At 61.7% G+C, this 12,817-nt stretch carries 12 protein-coding genes; 4 read left to right on the top strand and 8 right to left on the bottom strand.

Annotation, left to right across the window (positions count from 1 at the left end; genetic code table 11):
• Nucleotides 1–11 precede the first annotated feature (11 nt).
• The 6 genes from AAC077_RS17575 to AAC077_RS17550 all read right to left on the bottom strand — a co-directional run bounded on the left by AAC077_RS17575 (nucleotide 12) and on the right by AAC077_RS17550 (nucleotide 5,681).
• Entirely contained in the window at nucleotides 12–1,193 is a 1,182-nt protein-coding gene (locus tag AAC077_RS17575) for a BCCT family transporter (RefSeq protein WP_339772316.1), read from the bottom strand.
• A gap of 87 nt (nucleotides 1,194–1,280) precedes the next feature.
• Nucleotides 1,281–2,804 carry a choline-sulfatase gene (gene betC, locus AAC077_RS17570; protein ID WP_339772313.1) on the bottom strand — a complete coding sequence of 508 codons (1,524 nt, stop codon included), beginning with the start codon at nucleotides 2,802–2,804 and terminating at the stop codon, nucleotides 1,281–1,283.
• Nucleotides 2,801–3,358, bottom strand: a complete 558-nt coding sequence (gene betI / locus AAC077_RS17565) for a transcriptional regulator BetI (protein WP_339772311.1) — start codon at nucleotides 3,356–3,358, stop codon at nucleotides 2,801–2,803. The genes betC and betI overlap by 4 nt, the downstream gene beginning before the upstream one ends.
• A gap of 87 nt (nucleotides 3,359–3,445) precedes the next feature.
• The gene (locus AAC077_RS17560) at nucleotides 3,446–4,351 is read right to left on the bottom strand and encodes a DMT family transporter (protein WP_231033134.1); all 906 of its coding nucleotides are present in this window, start codon (nucleotides 4,349–4,351) and stop codon (nucleotides 3,446–3,448) included.
• Nucleotides 4,352–4,464: 113 nt separating this feature from the next.
• A complete protein-coding gene (locus AAC077_RS17555) occupies nucleotides 4,465–5,016 on the bottom strand; it encodes an adenylate kinase (RefSeq protein WP_339772309.1) in 552 nt (183 codons plus the stop codon).
• Between the two features lie 68 nt (nucleotides 5,017–5,084).
• Entirely contained in the window at nucleotides 5,085–5,681 is a 597-nt protein-coding gene (locus tag AAC077_RS17550) for a LysE/ArgO family amino acid transporter (RefSeq protein ID WP_339772307.1), read from the bottom strand.
• A gap of 186 nt (nucleotides 5,682–5,867) precedes the next feature.
• On the opposite strand from AAC077_RS17550, the gene AAC077_RS17545 reads away from it, so the two are divergent.
• Entirely contained in the window at nucleotides 5,868–6,155 is a 288-nt protein-coding gene (locus AAC077_RS17545) for a hypothetical protein (protein ID WP_339772304.1), read from the top strand.
• On the opposite strand, the gene AAC077_RS17540 is transcribed toward AAC077_RS17545, so the two are convergent.
• Nucleotides 6,152–6,901: a YebC/PmpR family DNA-binding transcriptional regulator gene (locus AAC077_RS17540; protein ID WP_339772302.1), complete on the bottom strand. Its 750-nt coding sequence runs from the start codon at nucleotides 6,899–6,901 to the stop codon at nucleotides 6,152–6,154. The genes AAC077_RS17545 and AAC077_RS17540 overlap by 4 nt on opposite strands.
• A 239-nt stretch (nucleotides 6,902–7,140) precedes the next feature.
• Here AAC077_RS17540 and AAC077_RS17535 point away from each other — a divergent pair, with 239 nt between their 5' ends.
• Together AAC077_RS17535 and AAC077_RS17530 are read left to right on the top strand one after the other, a co-directional pair.
• Nucleotides 7,141–8,913, top strand: a complete 1,773-nt coding sequence (locus AAC077_RS17535; protein ID WP_339772300.1) for an SLC13 family permease — start codon at nucleotides 7,141–7,143, stop codon at nucleotides 8,911–8,913.
• A gap of 67 nt (nucleotides 8,914–8,980) precedes the next feature.
• Nucleotides 8,981–10,636: an FAD-binding dehydrogenase gene (locus AAC077_RS17530; protein ID WP_339772297.1), complete on the top strand. Its 1,656-nt coding sequence runs from the start codon at nucleotides 8,981–8,983 to the stop codon at nucleotides 10,634–10,636.
• Nucleotides 10,637–10,831: 195 nt separating this feature from the next.
• Here the strand turns inward: AAC077_RS17530 and AAC077_RS17525 are convergent, their stop codons facing one another.
• Nucleotides 10,832–11,704, bottom strand: a complete 873-nt coding sequence (locus AAC077_RS17525) for an AraC family transcriptional regulator (protein ID WP_339772294.1) — start codon at nucleotides 11,702–11,704, stop codon at nucleotides 10,832–10,834.
• 159 nt (nucleotides 11,705–11,863) lie between these two features.
• Between AAC077_RS17525 and AAC077_RS17520 the strand changes: the two genes are divergently transcribed.
• Nucleotides 11,864–12,772, top strand: coding sequence for an aldo/keto reductase (locus tag AAC077_RS17520; protein WP_339772291.1), 909 nt, complete (start codon nucleotides 11,864–11,866; stop codon nucleotides 12,770–12,772).
• Nucleotides 12,773–12,817: the final 45 nt, after the last annotated feature.

Raw genomic sequence — 12,817 nt, 5'->3', positions numbered from 1 at the left:
AGGGGTTTGGGTTATTCGGCCGGAAGCGGCCGCGTTTCGGTCATGTCGGAAATCGCTTCACGCTTGCCGATGACATAGGCAATGCAGGCAATGTACAGACAGATCACCACCGTCCCGACCCACTGGATTTGCAGCCACTGGCTTTGGAATGCCAGCGTCAGCACGAACAGCAGGGCGGCGTTGCCCAGCACGTATTGTACTTTGCCATAGCGGTCTGTGGTCAGGTTCAGGTTGTCGGTATAAAGCCGGATCAGCGAGTCAAACGAGTTGATCACGAACAGGATGCCCACCACGGTCATCGACCAGTTGACCAGTCCGGTCATGTCGATGGCGTTCTGGTGGTAGTAGTAGGCAACCGAGAACCAGATCACGAGCGGGATCGACGGGAACACCAGCAAGGACGCCAGCAGTTGCCATGTCTTCAGCCCGCCGACAAAGCGCGAGGTGAACTGACCGATCATGATCGACCACGCGAACCACCAGAACAGGTAGAATTCGTGGTATTCGGTCAGCGGGATCACGAACTTGTGGATGTTGCCGAAATAGCCGCCGACAAGGCTGACGGTGTCGACGAATTCGCCGCCCGACATGCCTGCGTTGATCCACATGCCGACGATCAGCGCAAAGAAGACCAGCGTGGAGCCGACAGACAGGATTTTCACGTATTTGATGTCAGTGGACGAATAGGACGCCGCAAGGATCACCAGGAAACAGATCAGGTAAAACGCAGGTATCACCGTTTCGCCATCGCCCATTTCGGGGATGTAATAGGGCATGTAGATCAGGAACAGCGCACCAGTGAAGGCGCAGGTGGTGATGATGACCAGGTTGTTGATCAGCTTGACCAGACCATGCTGAAAGAATTTCACCCGTGGCTCGATTGCGCAGAAATAGAACGCCGTCAAAAAGTAGAACGCCCAGATCAGAAAGCCCCAGAACCCGAATTCCAGCGCCAGCGGGTTGGTGAACCCGTAGGCCGGTTCGGTTGCCACATCTGCATAGAGCGGAAAGTCGAAGGCGATGGGGAACATGATCAGGCCCACGTCCAGACCGGACGTGAACAGGATCGCGATAAAGGTGAACAGGCCGACGGGGTCAGGCCCCACCAGCCGCAGGTTCCACCATTTGATGGTGCAGAAGATCACCAGCGCGAACGCCAGCAGAACTCCGAATGAGATGATATAGGTTAGCATTGGTCCCTCCGTGTTGGCCCTTTGGGCCTTGATGTGCGTGCCGTCAGCTTATTCTCTTCCGACGTTTCACGCTACAACGCAGCGGTTTCATTCGCCGCGCGGATATCTTGCGTTTTCTTCCACCACATTCAGATCCATGTGGTTGCGCATGTAGCGTTCCGATGCCTTTTGCAGCGGCTGGTAATCCCACGGGTAATAGCCGCCCTCGCGCAGCGCCTCGTAGACCACCCAGCGGCGGGCCTGGCTGATGCGCACATCGGCGTCGAACTGGTCCAGATCCCAGCGGGTGTCGGCCATCGCGCGGAAATCTTCCAGCGTGTCGGCATGGGCCGGGTCAGCGGCCAGATTGGTCAGCTCAAACGGGTCGGCGTCCAGATCGAACAACTGGTCCGGGTCCAGCGCGCAGCGGTTGTATTTCCATCGGCCCGACCGCAGCGACACCATCGGCGCATAGGACGCTTCGGCGGCGTATTCCATGGCCACCGGTTCGGTGCGCGTGGTCCCCTGCCCTTGCGGCACAAGGCTGATGCCGGTGGTCCAGGGGGCGACCTCGGACATGCTGACACCGGCCAGATCGCATAAGGTGGGGCAGACGTCGATGTTGCTGACGGGTTCGGTCACAAGCCCCGGTTCCATCTGCGGCGCGCTGATCATCAGCGGCACGCGCGACGATCCTTCGTAGAACGACATCTTGAACCACAGCCCGCGGTCGCCCAGCATGTCGCCGTGGTCGGACACGAACAGGATGATCGCCTCTTGCCGCGTGCCTTCCAGCGCCTCCATCACTTCGCCGATCTTGTCGTCCAGATAGCTGATGTTGGCGAAATAGGCGCGGCGCGAGCGGCGCACGTCGTCGTCCGATATGTCAAAGCTGCGCCAGTCGTTGGCGTCGAAGATGCGTTTGGAATGGAAGTCTTGTTCGTCATAAGGGATCGGCGCAACCTGCGGCATCAGGTGCGCGCAGTCTTCGTACAGATCCCAGTATTTCTTGCGCGCGACGTAAGGGTCGTGCGGGTGGGTGAAGCTGATGGTCAGGCACCACGGGCGCGGGTCGTGACGGCGGCCCAGATCATAGACCTTGCGGGTGGCGTGATAGGCGACCTCGTCGTCGTACTCCATCTGGTTGGTGATCTCGGCCACGCCCGATCCGGTGACCGAGCCCATGTTGTGATACCACCACTCGATCCGCTCGCCGGGCTTGCGATAGTCGGGGGTCCAGCCGAAATCGGGCGGGTAGACATCGGTTGTCAGACGCTCTTCGAAGCCGTGCAACTGGTCGGGGCCGACAAAATGCATCTTGCCCGACAGACAGGTGTGATAGCCCGCGCGTCGCAGGTGGTGGGCATAGGTGGGGATGGACGAGGCAAATTCGGCCGCATTGTCATAGACACCGGTATCGCTGGGCAATTGCCCCGACATGAACGCAGCCCGACCCGGCGCGCACAGGGGCGACGCGGTATAGGCGTTGCGAAACCGTGTGCTGCGGGCGGCCAGTTTCTTGATGTTGGGCGCATGCAGCCAATCGGCGGGGCCGTCAGGGAACAGCGTTCCGTTCAACTGGTCGACCATGAAGATCAGGATGTTGGGTTGTTTGGCTGCGGTCTTGGTCATGGCTGCCTCTCGATCAGGGTGTTCAGCGTGCGCAGGGCTGCGTCGCAGGCGTCGTGGTCGTCGCGGCCCGACAGCGCCGCGCGCAAATACAGACCGTCGATCAGGGCCGCCATGGTTTCGGCGTCGTTCACCGGATCGGCGCTGACCCCGCGCAGGGCATGGGTCAGGTTCGAACGCAACCGCCGCTGGTACAGATGCAGCAGCCGCAGGGTTTCAGGATGCGACGCGGCGCGCCCGTAAAAGGTCATCCACGCGCTGATAGTGGCGGGGGCAAAGCAGGATTGGGCAAAGCTGCCGCGCACGATGGCTGCGGCCCGGTCAGCGTGGCCGGTGGCCTTGGCCAAGGCGGCGCGCACTTCGGTGGCGTATTCGGTCAGGATGTGGCGCATGGCGGCCAGAAAAATCTGGTCCTTACCGCCGAAATAATGATGCGCCAGCGCCGTGGACATGCCTGCACGACGCGCGATCTGGCCCACGGTCACATCCAGCGATCCCGCGGCCCCAATCTCGGCGATGGTGGCCTGCACCAATGCGGATCGTCTGATCGGTTCCATTCCCACTTTGGGCACGGCCATATCCCCCATATTCCATGGGAGCACAGGATCAGGGGTTTTTACTGACTAGTCAATCAATAAAAAACGTCAGACCTTTGTGGCGTTGATCGTGGGCGTGATCGGGCGGCGTTTCAGTTGCGCCTCGCGCCATGTAATAAAGGTGACAGAGGCCAGGATCAGCACCCCGCCCAGCACCACGTAGATGTCCACCGGCTCGCTGAACACCAACATGCCCAGCAGCGTGGCCCAGACCAGTTGCAGGAATGTGATGGGCTGCGTCACCGTCACCGGGGCCGCGGCAAACGCCAGCGTCATGGTGTAATGTCCGGCTTGGGCAAACACCGCGACAAGCGCCAGAATACCGATCTGCTCCCAGGTGGGCGTGACCCAGACAATGGCCGCCAGCGGAGCAAGTCCGAGGCTGACAAAGACCGTCATCATGAACACCACCACCGTCGGCTTTGCTTCGTCCGACAGGATTTTGGCCAACAGATAGGACCCCGAGAACACCGCCGCTGCGGCCAGCATGGCGATGTGCCCGTTGGCAACCTCGCGGAAACCGGGGCGCAGGATAATTGCCGTTCCCACCAGCGCCACGACCACCGCAAAAATACGCCGCGCCGCCAGCCGTTCGCCCAAAAAGATCGCCGCCCCGATCGAGACAAAGACCGGCGCCAGATAGTTGATCGCCGTCAGCTCGGCGATGGGAATGCGGGTCATGGCATAGAACCACAACGACACGCCCACCGAATGCAGCAGCCCGCGCAGGGTGAACAGCTTCCACTGGCGCGGTGTCAAGTTGGCCTGGCGCACGTCCTTCAGCATCGGGATCAGGAACACAATGCCCAGCACATAGCGCAGGAACGCGGCCTGCGAGGGCGGCATCCCCGGCCCCATCCACTTGACCAGCGCGGTGACGGCAACAAAACACAGCCCCGTCACAAGCATCCACAAAATGCCCGTCATCGGGCGCGGTTCTTGTCCATTTATCATGGGGCCATCAATGGGCAAGCGCGCGGAGAGGTGCAAGAGACCGCGTGCAAGGATTTGAAAGACAGCCGTGCATGGTGTTGACTGCGCTTATTATTTTCGCAACTGCGCGCAGCCTAGACCCGGGCCAGTTCGCCCCTAACCGAATCCAGCAGCGTCGCCGTGGATTGCGCCCCGTCCAGCCGCAGCACAGGCACGTCCAGCGTGCCAAGCCATTGATCATGTTGCGCCCGATTGCGCCCCGAAAACGCAGGATCGTCATAGCGTGACGCCCAGTCCCGAAAGGCCCGATGCGCCGCGTGCATGTCGCCGCCGGGCAGAATACGTGCGCCGTGGCGCTGCGCCTCGCGGGCGTCCAGCCGCTGCATCCGCAACGGCGTGGGCGTGTGCACAAATATGACCAGGTCAACGTCATCCACCAGCGCCTCGCCCCAGCCGATGAACGAGCCGGACAAGATCCAGCCATCGGTGCGCGCCTGTTCGGCCCGGATCATCTGCACACGGTCTTCGGGTGCGCGTTTGGTGGTATAGGGCGGGTCGGTCGGCAGCCAGTAAAAGCTGTCCACATCCAGTTGCGGCACCTCGAGGAGCGCCGACAACGCCCGCCCCAGCGTTGACACGCCAGCGCAGGACGCGCCAAGGATATAAAGCTTTGAGGGTCGGGTCATGTGGTCACCACGCGGTACGCCGACCGGTTACCACGGGGCGGGCAGCCTCGCAACGGCGCGGGTGAGCGTCACATCCAGATCAGCGTGACCGCAATCGCCCACATGGTCAGCGCAATCAGCACGTCCAGCACCTGCCAACTGCGCGGATTGGCGAACAGCGGGCGCAGCCGCCGCGCGCCGTAGCCCAAGCTGAAGAAAAACACGAAGCTGGCCGTCACGGCGCCCGCGCCAAAGGCCAGCTTGTCCGGGTATTGCGCCGACACCGCACCCAGCAGCATCAGCGTGTCCAGATAGACATGCGGGTTCAGCCACGTCAGCGCCAGCACCACCAGCAACGTGGCGCGCAACGATCCGCCCCGTGCATCCGCTGCATCCAGCGCCTGACCGCCCCGCCACGCGCTGACCGCGTTGCGCCAACCGTACCACAGCAGGAACGCCGCCCCGAACCAGCGCATCACGGTTTCCAGCCAGGGCACCGCCTCGGCCAGTGCGCCGAAGCCCGCCACGCCCGCGCTGATCAGCAGCGCGTCGGACAGCGCACAGGTCAGGCAGACCCAGAACACATGCGACCGCATCAAGCCCTGCCGCAACACAAAGGCATTCTGCGCGCCAATCGCCAGGATCAGCGAGAATCCCAGATAAAACCCTGGCAAAAACGATGTCATATGATGCCTGCCCCGCGCCTGATGTTCGGCTGCATAATGCAGCGCAGCCCCCTGCGCAAACTGCGAAGTGCAATCACCGATGCGTGAGAACTGTCATTTTTATGTCATAAAACGTCGAACAGGCCTTGGCGCGGCTCAATTCTTACACCATATGCCCAAGACTTGATCAACATAAGGAACGCCAAGATGTCCGCCCTGCCCCATAGCCTTGTTCTCTCAGCCTCTGAATTCGAGATGATCGAAAGTGCTTTGGAAACGCAGGAGAAAATCTTGTCCGTTCAGGTCCGCGCCGGTGGCGAAACCGCCGAAGTGCGGCTGACGGCGTTGCGGTCCGTCCTGCGCCGCCTGCGTCGGCAGCGTCCGCAGGCCGATGCGCCCCAAGGGTGGGGCAGCATCGCACGCGGCCTGTTCTGCAACAAGAACGCCGCCCCGGATGCAGGGCAGCGTTCCGAAGTGGTCAACGGCCAGGCTTAATCTTCGCCCAACTGTTCCATCACCTCGTCCGAGGCTTCAAAGTTGGCGGTGACGCGTTGCACGTCGTCATCGTCTTCCAGCGCATCAATCAGCTTCATCAGCTTTTGCATGCTTTCCAGATCCATTTCGGTGGTGACGGTGGGTTTCCAGACCAGACGCGTGGCGTCGCTTTCGCCCAGCTCGGCTTCCAGTGCGGTGGACACTTCGTTCAGATCCGTGTCGGCACACCAGATCACGTGCCCGTCCTCGGTGCTTTCCACGTCTTCGGCGCCTGCCTCGATGGCGGCCATCATGACCGTATCGGCGTCACCGATGGCGGCGGGATAGACAACCTCGCCCTTGCGGTCGAACATGAACCCGACGCTGCCCGTTTCGCCCAGGTTGCCGCCGTTCTTGGTGAACGTCGAGCGCACGACCGATGCAGTGCGGTTGCGGTTGTCGGTCATCGCCTCGACGATCACGGCCACACCGTTGGGGCCGTAGCCCTCATAGCGGATTTCTTCGTAATCCTCGCTGTCGCCGCCCTGGCTTTTCTTGATCGCGCGGTCGATCACGTCCTTGGGGACCGACACCGACTTGGCTTCCTTGATCGCCAGACGCAAACGCGGGTTCTTGTCGGGATCGGGGTCGCCCATCTTGGCGGCCACGGTGATTTCCTTGGACATCTTAGAAAACACCTTGGCGCGCAACTTGTCCTGACGCCCCTTGCGGTGCTGGATGTTCGCCCATTTTGAGTGGCCTGCCATAACGCCTCCGATATACTACTGACATGCGCCGCCACGCGGCTTTGCTGGCTGCTATAGTGCACCGGACAGGGGGGCCGCAAGCCCGTCCACATATGGCCCTTGTGTCCGGCTTCTCTGGTTCAGAAAATCCTGGGGGAGGCGCGCAAGCGCCGGGGGCAAAGCCCCCGACCCGCCGCCGCCCGCGCAAACCCACCAAATAGCACTGGCCGCGCGCGCACCTGCGTTCTAGGTTGCCGCGCATGACAACAGATCAAATCATCCTCTTCACCCTGTTCGGGGCCGTCTTCGGGCTGCTGCTGTGGGGCCGCTTCCGCTATGACCTTGTGGCATTCGCCGCCCTGATGACCGGCGTGGTGCTGGGCGTGGTGCCGGAAAAAGACGCTTTTTCCGGGTTCGGGCATCCTGCCACGCTGATCGTGGCGCTGGTGCTGGTGGTGTCGGCGGGGCTGGTGCGGTCGGGCGCAGTTATGTTGATCACCCGCACGCTGATTGATGCAAGCCGCAGCCTGGGCGCGCATATCACCATCATGGGTGCTGTGGGCGGCATTCTGTCGGCGTTCATGAACAACGTGGCGGCGCTGGCGTTGCTGATGCCGGTCGACATTCAGACCGCCCGCAAGGCGGGTCGCCAGCCGGGGCTGAGCCTGATGCCGCTGAGCTTTGCCACCATCCTGGGCGGCATGGCCACGCTGATCGGCACACCGCCCAACATCATCATCGCCTCGATCCGGCAGGAATCGCTGGGCGCGCCGTTCAGCATGTTCGACTTTGCCCCCGTCGGCGGCATTTCTGCCATTGCCGGTCTGGCCTTTGTCGCGCTGATCGGCTGGCGGCTGATCCCCAGCCGCGAAGATGCCACGCTGAACCGCGACGACATCTCGCAGTACATTGCCGAGCTGATCATTCCCGAAGACAGCAAGCTGATCGGCCAGCGCATCGCCGAGCTGCAAGAAGAAGCCGACAGCGCCGATGTGGCCGTTCTGGGCCTGATCCGCGACGGCAACCGCCGCTATGGCTCGGCGCGCAACATCGCATTGCAGGCCGGTGACGCGCTGGTGATCGAGGCGACGCCCGACGCGCTGGACGAATTCCGCTCGACCCTGAAGCTGAGCGTGGCGGATGCCGAACGTGAAGAGCGGCTGAATGCCGACGGCGAAGGCGTCGAGATCATCGAGGTCGTGATCCCCGAAGGCTCGCGTCTGGATGGCCGGTCGGCGCAGACCGTGGGGCTGGCGTGGCGCCAGCGCACCGTGCTGCTGGGCATTTCGCGTCAGGGGCGCAAGATCACCTCGCAACTGCGCAAGACGGAATTGCAGGCGGGCGACATCCTGTTGCTGCTGGTGCCGCGCGATACCGCAGGCCATGTCACCGACTGGCTGGGCGTGCTGCCGCTGGCGGACCGCGGGCTGGCGGTGACCGACAATTCCAAGGTCTGGCTGGCCATCGGCCTGTTTGGCGGTGCGGTGGCTGCGGCCAGCTTTGGCCTGATTTACCTGCCCGTTGCCCTGGGCCTTGTGGTGATCGCCTATGTTCTGGCGCGCATCGTGCCGCTGTCCGAGTTGTACACGCATATCGAATGGCCGGTTGTCGTTCTGCTGGGGTCGATGATCCCACTGGGCGCGGCCCTGGAAACGTCGGGCGGCACCGAGCTGATTTCGGGTGCGCTGGTCAGCCTGACCGACGGGATGCCGGCCTGGGTGGTGCTGAGCGTACTGATGGTGGTCACCATGACCCTGTCGGACGTGCTGAACAACACCGCCACCACCATCGTCGCGGCCCCCGTGGGCATCCAGATGGCGCAAAGCTTGAACGTATCCCCCGACCCGTTCCTGATGGCGGTCGCGGTGGCCGCGTCCTCGGCGTTCCTGACGCCCATCGGACACAAGAACAACACGCTGATCCTTGGCCCCGGCGGCTATCGCTTTGGCGATTACTGGCGCATGGGGCTGCCGCTGGAGATCATCGTGGTCTGCGTGTCGATCCCGGCGATCCTGTTTTTCTGGCCACTGTAAGGCATCCCAAAAAACCCTAGCCCCCTGCCCCCCTGCGCGTTTACGCTTCCGTTCAGGGGAGGACATCATGGAACAGGCAGACGCCATCATTGTGGGCGCAGGGCTGGCCGGACTGGCCGCTGCCGCCGAGCTGGGGGACCGTGGCAAGCGGGTGATCGTCGTCGATCAGGAACCGCGCAGCGGGTTGGGGGGTCAGGCGTTCTGGTCCCTTGGTGGGCTCTTCATGGTCGACACCCCCGAACAGCGGCGCATGGGCATCCGCGACAGCCGCGATCTGGCGCTGTCCGACTGGATGGGCAGCGCGCAGTTTGACCGCGCCGAGGACGCTTGGCCGCGCAAATGGGCCGAGGCGTATATCGACTTTGCCGCAGGCGAGATGAGACCGTGGTTGCATAGCATGGGCCTGCGCTGGTTTCCGGTGGTGGGCTGGGCCGAGCGCGGCGGCGGCTTTGCCGACGGACATGGCAATTCGGTGCCGCGCTTTCACATCACATGGGGCACCGGCCCCGGCACCATGCAACACTTTGCCCGCCGCTGTATCGAGCACGAAGGCGCCGGTTTGTTGTCCTTTCGCTTTCGCCACCAGGTTGACCGCATCGACATGACCAACGGGGCCGCCACCGGCGTGTCGGGCACGGTGCTGGCAGATGACGCGGCACCGCGCGGCGCATCGACCAACCGCGATGCGGTGGGCGAATTCACGCTGAACGCCGCGTCGGTCATCGTCACCTCGGGCGGGATCGGCGGCAATTTCGAACTGGTGCGCAAGGCGTGGCCGACCAAGCGGCTTGGCCCTGCGCCGAAACAGATGATCGCGGGGGTGCCCGCCCACGTCGACGGGCGCATGATCGCCATATCAGAACAGGCGGGCGGCCATGTGATCAACGGCGACCGCATGTGGCACTACACCGAAGGGGTGCAAAACTGGGACCCGATCTGGCCCGCCCACGGCATCCGCATCCTGCCGGGGCCATCGTCCATGTGGTTCGATGCCACTGGCAAACGCTTTGCCCCGCCTGCCCTGCCCGGTTTCGACAGCATGGGCACGCTGCGGGCGATCCTGTCCACGGGGTATGATTATAGCTGGTTCATCCTGACCCAGAAGATCATCAAAAAGGAATTTGCCCTGTCCGGGTCCGAGCAGAACCCCGATTTCACCTCGGCCAAATGGTCCGAGGTGATCCGCCAGCGCATCCTGTCAGGCAAACGCGCCACGGGTCCGGTCGAGGCGTTCAAGGACCACGGCGCAGATTTCGTGGTGGCGGATGATCTGGACACGCTGGTGGCGGGCATGAACCGGATCGGTGATGTGCCGCTAAACGCAGACGCCTTGCGCGCGCAGATCGAAGCGCGCGACAGGCAGGTGGACAACCCGTTCAGCAAGGATGCGCAGATGATGGCCATTCACGCCGCGCGCCACTATCGCGGCGACCGGCTGATCCGCACGGCCAAGCCGCATCGCTTTCTTGATCCGGCCAACGGCCCGCTGATCGCCGTCAAGCTGCACATCCTGACGCGCAAGACGCTGGGCGGGCTGCAAACCAATCTGGACAGCCAGATGATCGGCGCAGACGGCGCACCGGTGCCGGGGCTGTTCGCTGCCGGAGAGGTCGCGGGCTTTGGCGGCGGCGGATACCACGGCTACAACGCGCTGGAAGGAACGTTTCTGGGTGGCTGCATCTTTTCGGGGCGCAATGCGGGGCGGTCACAGGCGATTGGCTGAGCGGGGTGTTTTGCAAGCAAACCCGCTGGGTCACACGAAAACGCTTTGACCTGCCAGCTCGAATAGACCCAAAAGTTTCGCAAATATGCGCCGAACCGAACCTCTGCCGCAGGGTACAGAAAGATCCGCCCAGCGGACCTAGCTGCCGGTGACCTTTTTTGTCTACATGCCAGCGTTGCGCAACACAGACGTAAACTAGGATGCGCGCGCGAGGTGGTGTTTGGGAGAGCATCCAAATTTGCGAGAGTAGTCGCGACTGAAATGCGTGGAGCTTTCATAGCCGACTTCAAATCCTGCAACGGATACAGAAGGGGCACCGCGCTCTAACAGTGCGCGTGCCTCGATCATTCGAAGATCTTTCTGGTACTGCAACGGCGAGGTGCCAGTCACAGATTTGAAGTGCTCGTGAAATGACGACTGGCTCATCCCCGCCACTTCGGCCAGTTCGCCCACCGCCAACGGCTCTCGGAAGTTGATCCTGATCTGTTGGATGGATTTGGCGATACGGCTGGCATGGCTGTCGACCGACAACAGGTTCCGCAACATGCCGCCAATCGGCGACAGCAAAAGACGGTAATGGATTTCTCTCAAGATCATCGGGCCGAGGACCTTCACGTCCAGGGGCGCATCCATCAATTCCAAATAGCGCAGTATCGGATCGACCCATGCGGGATCAGCGACACTCGCCGAGAGAGATTTCGCGTCATGCGCGTCAGAAACCGTATCTCCGACCTGTTCATAAAGGCTGCGCAGAATACCAACATCCAAAGACAGAATTAGTGCGCGGTACGGAGCATCGGAACTGGCTTCGGTTATTTTGGACGTCACGGGCAAGTCGTGGCTGACCAAGAGTGCATCCCCCTCAGCCAGAGAAACCAAGCGATCGCCGAAGTGCATTTCCTTTCGCCCCTGTAGGATCAGACAGATTACAGGGTTATAAACGACAGCTTCGAACGCGGTAATTTCGTCGCGTTGAAATATATGCGCAGCGGGCAGAATTCTGACCGAACCTGCTATTTCGCGGGCTGAAAGCTCTGCTGACAGGTGTTGCAATCTCTCAAACATCATCGGCGTCTCCTCTGGCGATCCTTATCAGGAGTGTTCCGTGAGATCACGCAATTTCCCAACCATTCGGAGGAATTGGCAGAAATACCGGAGAAATTGGCAGGACGGATCGTCGCCACGCACATAGCTTCCAATCAACATGATGCATGAATGGAGCACTGCATGTCCGGACCACAAACCACCTATCCCCTCAACGCTGACACCTCGATCCCCGCAGTCGGGTTCGGTACATATCTTATCTCGAACGACGATGCCGAAACCGCAATCCGTTCGGCTATCGCCACAGGCTACAGGCACATCGACACCGCTTCGGGCTATCACAACGAGGAAACGGTTGGCGCCGGGATCAGGAAAGGGTTGCAGGCCGAAGGGTTATCGCGCGCTGATCTGTTCGTGACGGCCAAGCTTTGGCCCGGAAACCCCGCATGGGGCGACGCGCCCAAAACCGGCGCGCAAACCCTTGAGGAATGCGAAGCAAGCCTGTCACGTCTGGGATTGGATTATGTGGACCTCTATCTGATCCACGCGCCTTACGGCGGCGACATGCGGCTGGAGCAATGGCGCGCCTTGCTGGAGCTGAAAGCGATTGGCATGGCCCGTTCCATTGGCGTGAGCAACTTCAACGAAGCACATCTAGATGAGATCAGCGCCGCTGGCCTGCCGATGCCAGATGCCAACCAGATCGAATTGCATCCCTGGTCCCAGAAACCTGGCCTGCTTGCCCATATGGCCCGGCACGACATCGCACCGATTGCCTATAGCAGCCTTGTCCCGCTCTCCACCTGGCGCACAGAGCCCGGTCAGGACAGTGCCAAGACCGATGACATGAAGGGTGATGGTGCCGCCTTCAAAGATATGGCGCATAAGTACGGCGTGTCCGAAGCACAGCTTTTGCTGCGATGGGGCGTACAGAATGGCTATGCCGTTCTGCCCAAAAGCCTGAACCCCGAACGGATGGCGCAAAACCTGGATCTGTTTTCTTTCACCATCGACGACGCAGACATGGCGCAGATGGCGACGATGGATCGCGGTGATGGCGTGGCCTGGGCATCAGGCGATCCCAGCAAGTAGCCGCGCCTTTATCCAACCTTTCCGTAACCGAAACACAATCTCGAT

Source organism: uncultured Pseudosulfitobacter sp. (assembly GCF_963976325.1).
GTDB lineage: Bacteria > Pseudomonadota > Alphaproteobacteria > Rhodobacterales > Rhodobacteraceae > Pseudosulfitobacter.
This window is presented reverse-complemented; position numbering and strand designations above follow the sequence as displayed.

Coding starts and splice junctions, on each gene's coding strand:
- AAC077_RS17545 (WP_339772304.1), top strand. CDS start 5,868: ATGTCCGCCCTGCCCCATAGCCTTGTTCTCTCAGCCTCTGAATTCGAG.
- betI (WP_339772311.1), bottom strand. CDS start 3,358: ATGGAACCGATCAGACGATCCGCATTGGTGCAGGCCACCATCGCCGAG.
- AAC077_RS17550 (WP_339772307.1), bottom strand. CDS start 5,681: ATGACATCGTTTTTGCCAGGGTTTTATCTGGGATTCTCGCTGATCCTG.
- AAC077_RS17555 (WP_339772309.1), bottom strand. CDS start 5,016: ATGACCCGACCCTCAAAGCTTTATATCCTTGGCGCGTCCTGCGCTGGC.
- AAC077_RS17530 (WP_339772297.1), top strand. CDS start 8,981: ATGGAACAGGCAGACGCCATCATTGTGGGCGCAGGGCTGGCCGGACTG.
- AAC077_RS17520 (WP_339772291.1), top strand. CDS start 11,864: ATGTCCGGACCACAAACCACCTATCCCCTCAACGCTGACACCTCGATC.
- AAC077_RS17560 (WP_231033134.1), bottom strand. CDS start 4,351: ATGATAAATGGACAAGAACCGCGCCCGATGACGGGCATTTTGTGGATG.
- AAC077_RS17540 (WP_339772302.1), bottom strand. CDS start 6,901: ATGGCAGGCCACTCAAAATGGGCGAACATCCAGCACCGCAAGGGGCGT.
- AAC077_RS17535 (WP_339772300.1), top strand. CDS start 7,141: ATGACAACAGATCAAATCATCCTCTTCACCCTGTTCGGGGCCGTCTTC.
- AAC077_RS17575 (WP_339772316.1), bottom strand. CDS start 1,193: ATGCTAACCTATATCATCTCATTCGGAGTTCTGCTGGCGTTCGCGCTG.
- betC (WP_339772313.1), bottom strand. CDS start 2,804: ATGACCAAGACCGCAGCCAAACAACCCAACATCCTGATCTTCATGGTC.
- AAC077_RS17525 (WP_339772294.1), bottom strand. CDS start 11,704: ATGATGTTTGAGAGATTGCAACACCTGTCAGCAGAGCTTTCAGCCCGC.